The following is a 16,553-nucleotide window of genomic DNA, read 5'->3' on the forward strand; positions in this document are numbered from 1 at the left end:
CAGAAGTTTTATTTGAATCAAGAACGCCATTGAAGCAAAGCCCCATTGGCTACGCTGGCCGCTATGGCACTGAAGCTTGCCTCTTACGAGGCAGAAGTTTTATTTGGACTCGATTTTACGGCCGTTAAGCGGCTGAACCGGACGGTAGTTGTTTGCGTAAAACTTGCGCATTGCCTCAACTTGAGCCTTTGTAGCGCTTTGAACCTCTTTCATGACGTACCATTTGACATTTTCGCTGCATGGAGGAGTTGTTAATGATCCCATAAAGTGAAAATAATGGTCCGACTGTTTCGGAAGAAGGTCATTTGGATTGATCTCAATCGGCTTGCCGACATTGTCGATCACCTTTTGGACCATTTTATTCGCCGTTTTCCCCTCTTCAAACAATACCGCGATAACCGCTAAATTTCCGGCATCACTTTTGTGGACCATATGAGCGACCAGATCATATTGTTTTCCGTCAATCATCTCCTCACTTTTACCATGGAAATGGAACTGGAGCAACTTGTAATCGGTACCGTCGACCGTCAACTTTCCGCCGTTATCGATGTTGACCTGAATTGCGTGGCCGTTATCCACGACGGCACCCTTTGTCTGAACCGCTTCAGTCAGTGCAATGGCTTTTGACGTCTCAATAGCGGCCGTCTGATTCGTCAGGATATTGATAGGTGATTGGGCAGCCCCTTTGGCACAGGTCTCACCGAATTCTCCCCAATGTGACGGTCCGTGAGCGTCATAATCCCAATGTGCCCCCTGATGCTCCGATGCATAACTTCCGACAGACAACAATGCTGCAAAACTAAGTGCTAAAATCGATTTTCTCATGTTACTCCCTTATTTCAACAACATGAATTTTACCCATTTTAAGTAAATTTCACAGCGAAGAATCCGAAAAAATATACCTGTGTAACCAAAGGTGACTTATACAATCGATAGGTGATAGTAATGTAATAAAAGATTAGTTCTTTTTATAACTGATACTATTCGTTTCTCTTTAAAAACCCGTAAAGTTGCAGAAATCCGAGGGGGTAAGAGGTCAGTTTATAACGAAATAGATACGAATCTTTTTCCCAACCGCTCAACCCCCTGGGCGATGAGTAAAATCAAAAACCATGCCAAGACCATCGTAATGGCCGTATGACTCAGGAAATGGTCCCCGATCAACATTTTATAACTGCCCATACTCCATCCGATCACTATGGCAGCCGAAGCTGAGAGGATCTTGTTCTTTCGGCTGCGGAACAAAAAGACTAGGGAGAGCAACGCAAATCCTCCGCTTGCGTGTCCTGCCGGCCAACATTTCATCTTCTCTTTCTGACAAAAATCGCTCGGGTATTTCTCCCATACGCAGGTGTGGGGATAGGTTCCATCGAAAATTTCCAGATTTTTCGGACACGGGATATTGGTAAATGCTTTTAAAGAGCCGACGATAAACGGGACCAACACCGAGGACAAAAGGACAATGAGCATCCCGCGTCGGTACCTCTTAAATCCGGGGTGCTTCCACCGTATAACCGTCAGGACGAAAAGGACGACTGCAACAAGGATCAACAACCGCTTGATTCCGTCGTAAAAAACAAATTTCAGAACCGAGTTATCCGTGTCGACAATCCATTGGTGCGTTGAAGGATCATAAAAATGGCTTTGCACCCAGACATCAACATCCGTTATCCCGAAAAAAAGAATCGTCCCAACGAGGATTACGGCACTCAGCCAGAGTTGTTTAGCGGAGGCCATGGAGGATATCAAGCTCGGAATGGTAAACCGAAGAGTTCACCTCCATAAATCCCAACAGCGTGTGAAACAGGTAATCGTGGGTATACGGGTGAGACGAGAGGCGTTTCAGTTCCCCTTTATTAACCGCAAACTGTTTACCGAACCACATAACGGCCGGAACATGTTTTTGCGCATCCGGTGCAATCGCATACGGAAATCCATGCAGGTAGAGGCCGTTTTCCCCTAAGGATTCCCCATGATCGCTTAAATAGAACATTGCCGTCTTGAACCCCTCATCGTTCTCTTTCAACAAGGAGATAACTTTGGAGAGGAAATAATCGGTATACAAAAGGGCATTGTCATACCCGTTCGTAATCTCCTCTTTTGAACACTGCTCCAGCTGATTCGTCCGGCAGACGGGGGTGTATTTTTCAAATTCTTTCGGATACCGTTTATAATAGGCCGGGCCGTGATTCCCCATTTGGTGCAGGACGATCACGATATCCCCTTTCGGATGCGCTTTGATGTACTCCTGCAATCCGACCAGCATCCCCTCATCCCGACATTCCGTATCGCAGATCGTATTCTTTTCAGGTGTTTTGAAATCTTCATACGCTACCCGCAGCGCTACCCCTTTTGAATCCGAGTTATTATCCCGCCACAAAATATTGGCTCCAGCGCGTTGCAGTACGTCTAGCACATTTTCGGTATGCAAAGCGATGTCTTTATCGTAACCTTCCCGTCCGTAACACGAGAACATACAAGGAACAGATACCGCCGTTTCGGTACCGCTGGAGGTAAATTGGGAAAAATTGATAATATCCTCTTTTTTCAGCAGCGGTGTCGTTTCCCGACCATATCCGTTTAAAGAAAAATGGTCAGCACGTACCGCTTCACCCACAACAAGAATCACCAATTTCCGATCTTCATTTTTTTTGATAATTCGAGCATCTTCTCCAATCGCTTGAAGCCCGGTTATTTCATGCGAAAACGACTGATGGATATATTGCCCGATCGAGTAAAGATAAAATGTCGGATTCGTGTATAAACGAAGTGGCTTATGTTCTCTGAAAAATGACGTATAAAATTTACTAAAAGCAAAAATTATCACAATGACAACCCCTAAAGCAATGGCAATCGTTTTAGTTTTGTCAATAATGGAGGCTTTTAGGGGAAGTACCTCTATCTTTAAACGGTAAATAAAAATTGATGGTACTACGCCTAAGAGAAAAAAGTAAGCAATCTGTTGAATACTCAATAGATCCATCGACTCACTCATATTCGTCTCTAAAACATTTTGTATCATATGGGTATCGACCACGATATCGTAGGTATTCATAAAATAGCTGACCAGTGAAGATATCAATACGATTGTGATCAATAGGGGTTTTAAGAGGTAGCGCGATCCCAATAGAGTAAAAACAATGACCTGAACCGCTAATAATACAACCCCCAATGAAGCGATCATTACCCCGTTTACCCAGGTCAGGGGGTAGACATCGACAACATGTTTAAAAAAAGAAGTGTTCGTAAACAGAACTAAAAATAAGGAAGTTACAACAATTAATGTGCGGCTGCGCCACGGTTTGGAAAATAATTTAGACACTCAAAACTCCTGCTAATATGCGTTACAATTGTATCCATAAATACGTTTACCTTGCCAAAAGGTATCCACTGCACGATAATAATGAACGGGGGGAAATGTAGATAGGAAAGAGGATCCCCTCTCCCGTTCGGGTGAGGAGACAATCGATGCTTCGCAGTGAAGGATAACTATTTTTACAGAAAGAGCCATCGTGCCGCGAAGGCGACGATTAACGTTTTGAGAATTGCGGAGAACGACGTGCTTTGCGTTTACCCGGTTTCTTACGTTCAACGATACGTGAGTCACGAGTCAACATACCGAACGGTTTCAAAATTGTACGGAATGCAGGATCAAACGTACAAAGGGCACGGGAAATACCGTGACGAAGCGCATCTGCCTGACCTGAGAAACCGCCACCTGTTGTAGAAGCGGTAATATCGACGGATCCGTCTTGTTTGGTCAACGAAAGGGGTTGCGTTACACGCAATTTTTTCGCTTCAAGACCACCAAGCCATGCGTCGAGTGAAAGACCGTTTACAGTAATTTTACCTGTACCCGGAGCAAGCCATACTTTAGCGATAGAAGTTTTTCTTCTTCCGGTTGCATACGTTTTTGCCATCTTTTATCCTTACTTAGCAATCTGTGCAGAGTGTGGATGTTCCGCACCGGCATAGACTTTTAGTTTTTTGATCATTGCGCGTCCTAATTTTGTTTTAGGAAGCATACCGCGAGCGGCAAGTTTGAAAACTTTCTCTGGATTTGTTGCCAAAAGCTCAGTGAATTTTTCACTTTTTACGTTACCGAAGTAACCGGTGTGACGATGATACGTTTTCGTAGCAGTTTTGCCGTTACCGTTAATGATTGCTTTTTCAGCGTTAATGATAACTACGAAGTCACCACAGTCAATGTTTGGGGTAAAATACGGTTTATCTTTTCCGCGTAGACGAGTAGCAACATCAGTCATGATACGACCGAATGTTTTCCCTTCTGCATCGATCAAAACCCATTTACGTTCGATTTGCTCAGGTGTAGCAATTTTAGTAAATTTCATCACGAGCCTCCTTGTAAGTCTTATAAATAGTGGCGAAATTATACTTTTATTTACTTATAATCTGCTTAAATTAAGTTTTTTATAAGCACTCTATCCATACGATCTCTTCTTCAAGAAGATAACACAAATAGCCGCGTACCGTATTGGCTCCAAATGTCCGAACGGCTCTCATATAGCGACGAACCTGATCTTGGTGTTTTTCTTCCTCTTCGTGACCCGATTTATAATCGATAATAACCCAGGAATCTTCATGCCGTATCAATAAATCAATTACCCCTAAAGCACCCTCATGACGAATCATCTGCTCTTTCCGACACTCGCCGCTTGTGAGATCACAAAACTGCGGGTCATCAATAAGTCTTCCCACACGTTCTTCTATCCGGCTTATTGCCCCGCTCTCCAATGTCGCGCCATAGCGGTTTCGGGTCGATTCAAGGGCATTCTTTAGCGAATCTTTATCAAATGTTCCCATCATCTCAAGAGTATAGTGAAGGGCCAAACCAAACTGAACTGCCGCATAATCGTGTGTCTCCTCTTTCGGAGCCGTAATGACGTCGTCTTGACGCCCATAGGAGTGCGGTTGATAGTCAATAAAATTGACTTCATTCACCGGTTCACTTCGTTTGGACATCGGTATCAACTCTCCGTATTCCTCTGCTTTCAGCTCCAACGGAGCGAATAGGGACCCTTTTTCTTTGGTAATTACACACAGTGAATGGACTGCACGGGTCAATGCCACGTACAGGGCATTCAGCTGATCTTCATGCTGTAGTTTTTTCTCTTTTTCAAGCGCCTGTGCGTAGGACGGATCAAGATACTCACGTCCTTTTATCCGATAATGGAGGGCACGAAGGTGAGATGCTTCGTGCTCGTACAAAATCGGTTCACTTCTGGATCGAGGCTGTCCGAGGCGATCAAGGACAATGACGTGTTCAAATTCCAGCCCTTTGGATTTATGAACCGTCATGATCCGAATCCCTTTTAAATCACTCTGCGGCGAAGAGGCTTCAAGACGCTCGCATTCAAATACCGTCTCTTCGATGTCACGATATCCTCTAAGTTCTTCCAAAAACATCAATGCACTCTTATCGGCAATCTCCCAGCGTTCAATAAAGCGTACACACTCTCGAATTACGTCCTCAATCACCGTACGTCCGATCTGTTTTGTCTCTACCCCAAGCAATGCGGCGCAATTATGCCGATAAAGCGGTGCCCCGAAATAGCAATAGCGCAAATACTCAATAATCGCCCTTACGCTACGCTGATGAATCAGTTTTGCCGTGGTTTCGGTCACTACCTCATACCCGAGATTTCCCAGATACGCTTCGACGGCACTTCCGTCTTTATTGGTCGCGGTGAGGATGGCAATCCCTTCGCTGACAGCCCCTTTTTTTATCAAATAATCAATATGTTCTCCTAATACTTCCAGCGGTTCAGTGCAGATATGAACCCACACATACCCTCCTGCCAAAGATGCCGGACTCTCCTGGTGAACGTATCCGCGAATTTTCTCCCCAAAAACCGAATTCACAAAGGTAACGATCTCTTTGCGGGAACGGTAATTAACCCGAAGCGGTTCGACATGTACCCCGAAATAATCCGCAACCTGATAAAATAACGCACTCACCCCGCCGCGAAAACGGTAAATTGACTGCTTAACATCACCGACAAAAAAGAAGCTTCCCCCTTCATTTACCCCGATTCCGGCACGTATCTCTTCAATCAATGGCCGAAGAATATCAAACTGAACGGTACTCGTATCCTGAAATTCATCGAGAAGCAGATGTTTCATCCGTGAATCAAGCCGGAAATAGAGAAACTCGCTCTCCAATTTTTCACGCAGCAGCGTATGGACCATCAATGTAATATCATCAAAAGAGAGCTCGTTATTTTGGATAATGAGGGTTTGGCGACTTTTGATGTAGAGTTTTAGAATACTGAAAAGCTCTTTAAAATAGTGCGATTCTTTATAGCGCATGTGCGCCACAACCGCTTCTTGGATCTCATGCAGCAGTTCATCCATTCTTGGTTCATAAATCTTCTTAAAATCCCAGTACTCCATACTCGGTTTCAATAACCAGGTCTTATCCAAAAGGGCATCATAACTCTCAATCTGCATTGTTTTTCGCCCGCGCTCGCTTATGGGCTTGCTCACTACCAAAGCCGAAAGTTCGTTCGCCAGCTCCATTGCCCTCGCATATCCATTTTCCCCTTCGGGAATATCCGAAAATGTAAGGGATTCAAACTCTTTGTGCTTACCGTAAAGCCCTTCAAGTAATCCAAACAGATCGCTAAGCCGTTTGTCGCTGAGAAGCGAGAGCCTCACCAATGCATCGCTTTGATGGGAAACTTCAATCTCATGTAAAAATCGCTCCATCAGTTTCACTTCATGATGGTTCTGGGTTGTTTTATAGGTAGGCATAATCCCGGAATTCAAAGCAAATTTACGTAAAATCATCCCGAAAAATGCATCGATCGTAGATATTTGAACCTCTGAACGCAAAAAACGTTTCAAAACTTCATCCCGCCGCCCCAATATCTCTTCCTCAGTTAAACCGCTTACCTGAGAAATTTGGGCTAGCTCTCCCCTCTCCTGTAAATACTGCAGTGTTTGGGTCACCCGTTCCATCATCTCATTGGCCGCTTTATTGGTAAAAGTCAACGCTGTAATCGATTTGGGATCTTCCCCCATAAACAATAAACTTAAATATCGGACGACAAGATTAAATGTTTTGCCGCTCCCGGCACTCGCTTCATACGCCAAAAACGGTTCAAACCCCACTGAATGCCTCCCGATGACACAGATACCCATAATCACAATAGCGGCAACGACTCACATCCTCACACATCTCCCACTCCCATGTTTTCGTCGATGCCATCTCCCGCAGGATCTCCCTTAAACGGGTGATTTTGGCCTCTAAAAAGTGTTCGAATTTTACTTTTCCGCTTGAAAGATCGTAATAACCGCATCGATGCACATCGCCGAATTCCCGTGCCAAGAGGGCATACACGCTGAGCTGATAATCCACATCGCTCTCTTTTGGCTCTTTATCCGTATCGGCAAATTTTCCGCTTTTGTAATCAAGAACTTCAAGTCTCCCTTGATAGCTGTCAATTCGATCGATCCTTCCAATAATAGGGATCCCTTCGACCAATGTACTCGCCTCTTTTTCACGGTACACAACATGGTACCCTTCTTTAAACCGCTCTACTTCATTCTCGTAAAATCCTTCGAGTTTCTCAAGCCATAAACGTCGCATGTACCGTTCCAGCGGATCGGAAGATTTTTCTTTCTCCCATATCGCGTGTACCGCTTGTTTAATCCGCGCAACGCTATCGTAAGAATCGCTGTGGAGATAAAGGGTTTCGAGTACACGATGAAGGGCATTACCCATATCCCGCTCCTGACTTAAATCACGAGGAAGCTCATGATGAGAAATCTTGGCTATTTTTGAATAATAAAACTGGCGACGGCACGTCAAAAAGCTCTTTAATCCGCTGGCTGAGAGCGGATATGCCGTAAAATCATACTCCCCGCATAACGTATCGGTCAACCTTGAACGTAGTAACGGAGGAGAAAACAAAAGACGTTCATACGTATAGGGAGAAGTTTTCGCCGTGATACCAAGCTGTAGTAAAAAGCGTGACGGTACCGATCCGCTGTTTTGGACACATCCGATCATGACCGATTTAGCCCGGTTGAACAGCATGGAGTAATAGTGTTTTTGGAGTGATTCGCGATCGTTTGTCGTCGGAAGTGCGGCAAATTTCCGCGTTGTCGTATTCAGAAAAAGATCTTTCTGACTTTTGTGCGGAACAAATCCTTCGTTAAAATCAACCACAATGACCCCCTCATAATGCATCCCCCTCGTTTCCAAAAGTCCCATTACCGTTATTTTTCCCCCTTGAACGTCATCAAGGGTACAACTTCTAAGACGATTGATAAAAATGCGAAGGACCGATTTTAAATCCATCGATGTCAGAGCATCACCAAGATGGGAAAATCGGTGTAGCTCCTCCATCATGATCTCAAGAGCTTCCGTCTTCTCTGCATCACCGTAGAGTACGGCAAAGAATTCTGCCAGTATCTTATGGGTAAACGGTTGGTAATAACGTCCTTTCAGCCATTCTATCTTTTCAAGCGATATTTTTTGGATTCGCCCCTTATTTTGTTCATTCGGTTCCTCCAAAAACAGGACAATCGCTTCAAGAATCCGAAACGAGGGATCTTGTTCCAAAGATTTCCCCATTGCAAAATTGAAATTGCTCTCTGCGTCAAACTCTTTTAAAAAACCGGCAAATTGTTCGTCAGGCAAAACAACCACAATATTTTCCGGGCGAATACCCGAATTAACCATGGAGACGATCTTTGCCTTAATGTATCCGATCTGCGCAATTCGGTTATGAAAAACCGTGCACTCTACCGATGCGTTATGCGTCAGTGGCTGAGAGCCAAGAATGCTCCGGTTACTGAGCAGCAATCGGTATCCATACCCCTCCTTCAGTGCAAATCCCATCTCTTCAAACCGTTCTGTCATCTTTCGATTGTAGAGCGTTGTAGTATAGAGAATCTCAAGTGAAACAATTTGCGAACATTGTTCCAATAAATCGATCTCACGACGGGTCAGATACCCTTCGACCATAATGGTTACTTTGTCAAAATTCTTTAAAAAATTATCGTTGAACTGTAAGGTATCCGAAGCAAAAATAGGGTCAAGCCATCCGTTACGAATGCATATTTGATGGTATCGGCCCCGTAAATGGTTCAAAATGGCAATATGCTCTTCGTACTCACCATATACGTCGGCACCTTCAAGCATGGCAACCGTTACCTTTTCTGATGCAAGTTCTTCAAAAAAACGGAAAATATATTGGGAATTTTGGATAAAACTGAAAAAGTTGCGTTCAATCTGCAAGCCGTTAAATGCGGCGAAATCACTCGCTTCGTGAAGGGCTAAAAGCCTTAGGTCATCATCCGGAACCATAAGTCCCGGAGCTACGGTTACACGATTAAGAAAATCCCCCATGGTCAGAGTATAAGGGAGGATTTTTGATTCAACCTCCATAAGGGAATGGCGAATACATCGCGCGGTAGGATATACGATACACTCCCTATTCACGATGTTGTCCCTTAAGTAATCGTGTACATCTCATCTTCCAATCCTGTCCGTAAATAAATTAAACCGTCGAAACGTATGACAGTATACAAAAAAGGATTAGAAAGTGAATGATGTATGACAAAACGGAGGGAAGAAATTCCCCGCACGGGGAAAAGAAAAGGAGAGGTTAAAACTCGAAAGTATTGGGATTACGGGTATCGGCTTTGAGATTGTAGTAACGATGATCGCTTCCAACGCTCACTTTTGCCAAAATATCCCATCTTCCTATTTTCGGAAGATCAACCGCGATGAACGTATATTCTCCTTCGACAACGCTCGGATTGCTTAACTTAATGTTGAAATCAGCTGTATCCGGACGTGTCAAAACCGCTTCGATTCTCGCGTTGTTAACAGCGTTACCCGACTTATCCGACACCTTGTACTCGATAACCGTCCCTTTTTCACTGATCTGCGGAGTCAAAAAGGAAATATCGAATTTTTCGTCAAATGAAATTTTTGCACCGATAATTGCATTGGCGTCCCTATCGTATTCATGATAGTTCTGCATTCCGTAATCCGACATTTCGACCGGATTATTGATTGCAATTTTAACCGTAACAACACTTAAACCAATTACGCCAAGAATGGATAATGCAATAATAATCGGCCATTTCCGGCCTGGATCTTTATTCATTTTCCTCCCTTTTTTTTCGAAAATATTTCCCCCGCACGTAGATGAAAAGTGCATAAAGAATAATACCGTAAAAAATAAAACGGAGAATATCGATAAAATCTTTGCTGCCGTTACCGGCGGAAGAGCTTAAGGTCACACCGTGATTTGCCGCAATTTGCTCCGCAACATCCGTGTAACCGTTAAACATTGCAACCGAATATTTGGAAATAATCTCATCCCCTTTTGCTCTTTCCGCCAAAATCGGCAATATCGTTCCGCCACGGTTGACAATGAACTCTTTTGCTTCATCATAATTGCGTGCAAACATAATTGAGCTGACAACGGCACCGATAAAGGTTGCATTCGGACTTAAAACCTGAGATTTATTAAAATGTTTGTATAAAGCCGTCGGACGTGCGAGAATATCAACCTGTTGCTTCAGCTCCACAAAAGTCATAATAACGGAGGGTTGATCCAACTCAGCAGTAATATTTTTTTCAAAATCGGCAACGCTTTGATTATTCTCCAAATCGCGTACCATTACTAAATAGAGAGAGACTCCGGTTTTAGCCTTGAGTTCAGCACCGATAGCATTGATCTGTTCTGTAAAATTAGGGTTATGGACAACTTCGTCTTTATACAAAAATTCAGCATGCGCAGAGAGTGAGAAAAAAAATACAATTGAGGCGAGGGCCGCTAGCCCTCGTGAGAGCCGCAAACGCAGACCCTTACCCAATGTATAGGTGATTGGGCGTTAAAACCGCCCACAACGTTACCGCTGCAGAAATCACTAAAGCTACAGTAATGAGTTTATCCATGATACTTGCCATATTAAACCCCTTATTTGACATTAACACGATGTTGAGCGCTTTCGGTGCTGAACATCTTGATGTCTTTTTCATTTTCAACTTGGTAAAAGTTAGTTGCACTTCCTTGTTGCACGCCCAATCCCCACGTCGTTAAGACAGCGAGGATGGAGAGAAGCAAAACAGTCGCAATTAACATGCCGGTAATCCCATGCAATGCAAAAATACTACGATTTTCCATTCATATCTCCTTATTTACTTAGGCTTGAAACATAAGCATCAATTGCTTTTGCTTGTACTTCAGTTAAGTTAGTGAATGCCGGCATTGTTCCGATTACACCTTTTTTACCGTGATGAATAACCGCATCAACCAATGATGGGCTCATCTCCGCAATATTAGGAGCAACCATGTCCATACCTTTTCCATCTGCACCGTGACACGCTGCACATGTTCCGGCAAATACATCAGCACCTTCCGTACCTTGCATGCCACCCGCAACATACTTAGAAACCGTATCGATCTCAGCATCGGTAATAAGAGCACCCGTATTGGCATTCAACAAACCGTTACGATCCGGCATAGGTGCACCCGTACCGACCAAATTGTTATTTGAACCGTTCATAATGACCGCTTTAACCGAATTCTCAGCGATACGGTGATGTAAATCAGCCGCTTTGCCGTCGATACCGTCAGCTTGCAAACCATGACACGGCGCACATTGAACGATAAAAATTGATTCACCCATCGCTTTTAGAGACGACTCGTCCATATTAGCGTATTGAGCTTCAAATTTAGCATCGTGTGCAGCAACGTCCTCGTTGTATTCACCGTATTGTGAATACGCATTGACCGGATACCCCGCAAGGAAATACCAAATCGCCCAAATGATCGAACCAAAGAAAATAATTGCCCATCCAAAAGGAAGTTCATTCTTATATTCTCCGATACCGTCCCAGTTCTCATCTGCAAGCTTACCGCTTGCTTTATCCGTTTGCATTTGACGGATATATTTCAATGCAACGAAAATTGCGATAGTAGCTGTTGCTACCGCTCCGAGCATCGCCAATTTGTTGACGATGTCATCACCCATTTGTCCACCCGCGATAACCCACGTAAGGCCAAGCAATGCAAGAACAAAGACAACACCGAATACCATCAACTTATTCATTATGGCTCCTTCTATTTTATCTCATCGTTTTTCGAGATCTCTTCAACCGGTTGGTCAGTAATCTCGTCGTGCAGCGCGATATTGCTGTACTTTTCATAATCGCGCTTCCCTTTTCTCTGAGAGCTGTACAAATGATATATGTACGCATACAGAACCACCACCAAAAAGGCGGTGAAAATAAAGTAAGCATAAGCTTGAATTGTACCAATATCCACGCACTTTCCCTTATTTCATACTGTTCATATACGCAATGAGCGCTACGATTTCAGGGATTTGTCCTGCTGCTACCGCATCTTTGACATCTTGATCTTTCATGTCAGCAGCGATTGCTTTTGCCTCTTCGAGAGCATCTGCATGCGCCTCATCCAATGTAGCTGCCAATTTAACAGTCGCTTTTGAACCGTCTGCCATTGGAATCTCTTGGTTATACGGAGTTTTGAACACTTTATTCACCGTAATCTGTTCTGCATAAGCAGTGTCAATATCGGCAGTGTTTTTAAACATCCATGGATATGCCGGCATGATTGAACCCGGGACAACACCGACAGGATCTTTCATGTGATTTTCATGCCAATCGGTTGTACGGTAGTTCCCCACACGCATTAAATCCGGACCGGTACGTTTTGAACCCCATAGGAACGGGCGGTCATACGCATATTCACCGCTCAAGCTATAGTGACCGTAACGATCCGTTTCCGCTTTAAACGGACGAATCAATTGGGAATGGCACCCGTTACAATCATTTTTGATGTAAACATGGCGTCCAGCTAGCTCAAGCGTACTGTACGGTTTGGTCCCGACCAGCGGTTGTGAAGCTTGAGCAAAGTTCGGAAGGATTTCAATCAATCCAGCGAACGAAATAACGACAAAGACAGCAACCGCAAAAAAGAACGGGCGTTTTTCTAACCAGTGAAACATTTTTCCCCCCTTCTATTATGCGCCCATCGGCGATGCATTTTGCAGTTCACTCTCTTCTACACGGCGAGCACTTGTCATTGTTTTGTACATATTGAACGCGAACAAGAACATACCGACGAGATAAAGTGTACCACCTACAGCGCGGATAGTGAAATATGGATGCAATACAGCAACAGTATCGATGAATGAGTACGCAAGGTTACCGAATTCATCGTGTGCACGCCACATCATACCCTGTGTAATACCTGCAATCCACATAGAAGTGAAGTAAAGGACAACACCAAGCGTTTGAATCCAGAATTGTGTGTTCATCAACGATTTCGAATAAATCTCACGTTTGAAAACACGCGGTGCCATATGGAACAATGCAGCCATAATCATGAATGCAACCCATCCGAGAACACCGTCATGTACGTGACCGACGATCCAGTCTGTAAAGTGTGCCAATGCATTGACCGATTTGATCGCTTGAATTGGACCTTCAAGAGTTGAGAACATATAGAATGTTGATGCAAGAACCATAAATTTGATCAACGGACTTGCCGCAACTTGCTGCCATTCACCCTTCATGGTCAAAAGCATATTGATTGCAGAACCCCATGACGGAAGAATCAATACGACCGAGAACACTGAACCCATCGTCTGCATCCAATCGGGAACAGTCGAATAGATCAAGTGGTGTCCGCCTGCCCATAGGTAAACAAACATCAATCCCCAGAAAGCAAGAAGTGACAATTTATACGAATAAACCGCTTGCCCTGACTCTTTTGGGAGGAAGTAATAGATCATTGCTACGATAGGTACCGTGAAACCGAACGCAACCGCGTTATGCCCATACCACCATTGTACCAATGCATCATTCGTACCGGAATACATTGAAACCGAGTGATACCATGCACCGATTCCACCTGAAGCAAAGTAGGTTGGAATTTCCATATTGTTGAAAAGATACAACATAGCGATACCTAGGAAGGTTGCAATGTAATACCAAATTGAAATATACAATGATTTTTCACGACGAATACCGATCAAACCAAAAATGGACATACCCCAAATAACCCAAACAACAACGACAGCAATATCGATCGGCCATTCGAATTCAGCATACTCTTTTCCGGTTGAAATACCGAGCAAAAGACTCACTACAACTGCAACAACAACAAGCAGGTAAAGTCCAAAGTGTAATTTACCCATGAACATCAAAAATTTTGATTCCGCCATTGATACTTTTAATACACGTTGACCGATATAGTACCATGTTGCCCAAATACCGCTAAGGGTAAAACCAAAAATGACTGCATCGGTATGCAAAGGACGAAGACGGCTGAAGTTGGTATATTCTGCCAATCCTGACCCCGCAAAGGTATTGACAGCAGGAAATGCCATTTCCCATGCCAAAATTACGCCGACAAGCATCCCGACGATTCCGAGTACAACGGTTGTAAGCATAAACCACTTAGCGACCGTGTAATCATATTCTAATGGACGATTCTCCATTTACGACCTCCTTAAAGATTCAAAGCATAAGAGCCTATTTAGGGAACCTCTCAAAAGTAAAAAAACTTTTTAGAGGTTCCCTTAACATTTTTGTAACAAAAATAGGCTATTAAACGCTCTAATGATAGCAACCCCACCATTTAGGGAATCTTAAATTATTAAATGTTTTTCACTATATGAAAACTTAACGATAATTTTAAGTTTATGCACAGAATATGGAGTAAAAAAGTAACACCTAAAATGAAACAGAAAGTTTGCGAAGAAGGTAAAATTCCCCTAAAGGGAAAATTAGCGTTGAAGAAGTTGAAGAAACTCACTAAAAATGTATCGGCTCTCTTTTGGCCCCGGACTCGATTCAGGATGATGCTGTACTGAAAAAACAGGACCGTTTTTATATCGCAATCCTTCAATCGTATTGTCAAATAAATTAACGTGCGTTACATCGGCAATGTCACGCACTGATTCCGGTACATTATAATTGTGGTTTTGAGCCGTAATTTCAACCATCCCCGTCTGAACATTCTTAACCGGATGATTTCCGCCGTGATGACCGAATTTAAGCTTATGAGTATCATGCCCATGCGCAATACTTAGCAATTGATGCCCTAAACAAATCCCGAATAACGGAATTTTTCGCTCAATTAATTTTTTGATCTCTTCTTGTTCTTTCTTCAAAACCAAAGGATCCCCCGGACCGTTTGAAAGAAACACCCCGTCAATTTCACGTAAATCGTACCGGCTAATAAGGTCGTCACCATTAAACGTATTCGGTAACACTTCAACCTCGAAACCGGCTTCGGTCAGTTCGTTAAGGATGTTACGTTTTACGCCAAAATCAATGGCTACAATTTTTGCTTTCGGTGCAGGGGCATCGTTATAGCAAAATGTCACCGGATCATACACACCGCTTGTGTGGGTATACGAACTCTTGGTACTAACCTCTTGGATATAATTTACCTCTTCGATACGGGGAGAATTTTCCAGAAGTTTTTTTAATTCTTCTTTATCACTAATGGTTGTCGAGGCAATCATCATCATTGCCCCTTCATTTCGAATCATTTTGGTCAAATATCGGGTGTCGATATCACAGATTCCGATAATCCCATGCTTCTCTAAAAAAGTGTGCAACGCCTCTTCACCACGAAAATTTGAATATTCCTTCTGATATTGGCGTACAATCACCCCTTTGCAATGGGCTTTAGAGCTCTCCATATCTTCGCCGTTCACCCCGACATTGCCGATTTCCGGCATTGTAAACGTAATAAACTGGCCCGCGTATGAGGGGTCAGAAATAATCTCCTGATATCCGCTCATTGAGGTGTTAAATACAATTTCACCGACACTGGTAGTGTCGGCTCCAAAACTTTTAGCACTTAAAAAAGTTCCGTTTTCGAGATAAATCCACGTATCACGCATTAAGAAAGCCCCCTTCTGTGTAGTTCATCGTTGTATAATTTTTCGTACATAATTTCATACTCGTCGGTTCCGGGAACAAGATGACGCTTATAGCTTTTGATCTTTTCGTATACAGCCGATTCAATTTCGGTCGTGTCGGCTATAGAAGCGGTAATGGCATCATAAATGACATTTTTTATACGGTTTTCACTTACATCGTATCGAATAAGATCCTCTTCGTACAATGCATCCAAAATTTGATGCGCTATGTCCGAATACCGCTCTTCATAGGACAAAATAACGCCGTACTGCGGCGCAAGTTTTTTCTTGATCATAAAAAAAAGTTGACGTTCATCGGCAAGGTAAAAATCAATTTGTTCTTCATTGGCACTGACAATCTCTTTGACTTTCTCTTCAAGCGCCATCTCTTTTTTGACATTGGTAATTAGAACACCCTCCGCCTCTTTGGCGACACTCTCAAGACCGTGCGTCATAGTTACCAATCCGCTGCGGTTGAGATCTATTGCGATTCGCGTCGATATATGGGGTAGATGCGTGAGTGAAACCTTCATAGCCAAGCCCTATCTTTATTTTTCGCTATTGTACTTCAAGAGACCTCTAAATTGCCTTATAACACAATCTCT

17 protein-coding genes are annotated in these 16,553 nt (G+C 43.4%); all 17 read right to left on the minus strand.

Features of this window, described 5'->3' with window-relative positions; genetic code table 11:
- Positions 1-99: 99 nt before the first annotated feature.
- Positions 100-825: a carbonic anhydrase gene (locus tag M0P91_RS12665; protein ID WP_295068041.1), complete on the minus strand. Its 726-nt coding sequence runs from the start codon at positions 823-825 to the stop codon at positions 100-102.
- A 216-nt stretch (positions 826-1,041) separates the two neighbouring features.
- The gene (locus M0P91_RS12670) at positions 1,042-1,737 is read right to left on the minus strand and encodes a phosphatase PAP2 family protein (protein ID WP_295068044.1); all 696 of its coding nucleotides are present in this window, start codon (positions 1,735-1,737) and stop codon (positions 1,042-1,044) included.
- Positions 1,724-3,322: a phosphoethanolamine transferase gene (locus tag M0P91_RS12675; protein WP_295068047.1), complete on the minus strand. Its 1,599-nt coding sequence runs from the start codon at positions 3,320-3,322 to the stop codon at positions 1,724-1,726. Before M0P91_RS12675 ends, M0P91_RS12670 begins: the two co-directional genes overlap by 14 nt.
- Positions 3,323-3,530: 208 nt before the next feature.
- Positions 3,531-3,920 carry a 30S ribosomal protein S9 gene (rpsI, locus tag M0P91_RS12680; RefSeq protein ID WP_295068050.1) on the minus strand — a complete coding sequence of 130 codons (390 nt, stop codon included), beginning with the start codon at positions 3,918-3,920 and terminating at the stop codon, positions 3,531-3,533.
- 9 nt (positions 3,921-3,929) lie between these two features.
- Positions 3,930-4,352, minus strand: coding sequence for a 50S ribosomal protein L13 (gene rplM, locus M0P91_RS12685; RefSeq protein ID WP_295068053.1), 423 nt, complete (start codon positions 4,350-4,352; stop codon positions 3,930-3,932).
- A 79-nt stretch (positions 4,353-4,431) separates the two neighbouring features.
- On the minus strand, positions 4,432-7,134 hold the full coding sequence (locus tag M0P91_RS12690) for a RecB-like helicase (protein ID WP_295068057.1): 2,703 nt from the start codon (positions 7,132-7,134) through the stop codon (positions 4,432-4,434).
- Positions 7,124-9,472 carry a PD-(D/E)XK nuclease family protein gene (locus M0P91_RS12695; protein ID WP_295068060.1) on the minus strand — a complete coding sequence of 783 codons (2,349 nt, stop codon included), beginning with the start codon at positions 9,470-9,472 and terminating at the stop codon, positions 7,124-7,126. The genes M0P91_RS12690 and M0P91_RS12695 overlap by 11 nt, the downstream gene beginning before the upstream one ends.
- A 166-nt stretch (positions 9,473-9,638) precedes the next feature.
- Complete coding sequence (locus tag M0P91_RS12700; protein ID WP_295068063.1) at positions 9,639-10,145, minus strand: FixH family protein; 507 nt, start codon at positions 10,143-10,145, stop codon at positions 9,639-9,641.
- Positions 10,138-10,767 (minus strand): 3-dehydroquinate dehydratase, encoded by a 630-nt coding sequence (locus M0P91_RS12705; protein WP_295068066.1) that lies wholly within the window; start codon positions 10,765-10,767, stop codon positions 10,138-10,140. The genes M0P91_RS12700 and M0P91_RS12705 overlap by 8 nt, the downstream gene beginning before the upstream one ends.
- An 85-nt stretch (positions 10,768-10,852) precedes the next feature.
- Positions 10,853-10,954: a hypothetical protein gene (locus M0P91_RS15175; RefSeq protein WP_366934086.1), complete on the minus strand. Its 102-nt coding sequence runs from the start codon at positions 10,952-10,954 to the stop codon at positions 10,853-10,855.
- 10 nt (positions 10,955-10,964) lie between these two features.
- Entirely contained in the window at positions 10,965-11,171 is a 207-nt protein-coding gene (locus M0P91_RS12710; RefSeq protein ID WP_295068069.1) for a DUF4006 family protein, read from the minus strand.
- Positions 11,172-11,181: 10 nt separating this feature from the next.
- On the minus strand, positions 11,182-12,099 hold the full coding sequence (locus M0P91_RS12715; protein WP_295068072.1) for a cbb3-type cytochrome c oxidase N-terminal domain-containing protein: 918 nt from the start codon (positions 12,097-12,099) through the stop codon (positions 11,182-11,184).
- A gap of 11 nt (positions 12,100-12,110) precedes the next feature.
- Entirely contained in the window at positions 12,111-12,314 is a 204-nt protein-coding gene (locus M0P91_RS12720) for a cytochrome c oxidase, cbb3-type, CcoQ subunit (protein ID WP_295068075.1), read from the minus strand.
- A gap of 10 nt (positions 12,315-12,324) precedes the next feature.
- Positions 12,325-13,017, minus strand: a complete 693-nt coding sequence (gene ccoO / locus M0P91_RS12725) for a cytochrome-c oxidase, cbb3-type subunit II (protein ID WP_295068077.1) — start codon at positions 13,015-13,017, stop codon at positions 12,325-12,327.
- 15 nt (positions 13,018-13,032) lie between these two features.
- Positions 13,033-14,514, minus strand: coding sequence for a cytochrome-c oxidase, cbb3-type subunit I (gene ccoN / locus M0P91_RS12730; protein ID WP_295068079.1), 1,482 nt, complete (start codon positions 14,512-14,514; stop codon positions 13,033-13,035).
- A gap of 288 nt (positions 14,515-14,802) precedes the next feature.
- Complete coding sequence (gene carA, locus M0P91_RS12735) at positions 14,803-15,930, minus strand: glutamine-hydrolyzing carbamoyl-phosphate synthase small subunit (RefSeq protein WP_295068082.1); 1,128 nt, start codon at positions 15,928-15,930, stop codon at positions 14,803-14,805.
- A complete protein-coding gene (locus M0P91_RS12740) occupies positions 15,930-16,481 on the minus strand; it encodes a DUF507 family protein (protein ID WP_295068085.1) in 552 nt (183 codons plus the stop codon). Before M0P91_RS12740 ends, carA begins: the two co-directional genes overlap by 1 nt.
- Between the last annotated feature and the right edge of the window lie 72 nt (positions 16,482-16,553).

The organism is Sulfuricurvum sp. (assembly GCF_023229695.1).
GTDB lineage: Bacteria > Campylobacterota > Campylobacteria > Campylobacterales > Sulfurimonadaceae > Sulfuricurvum.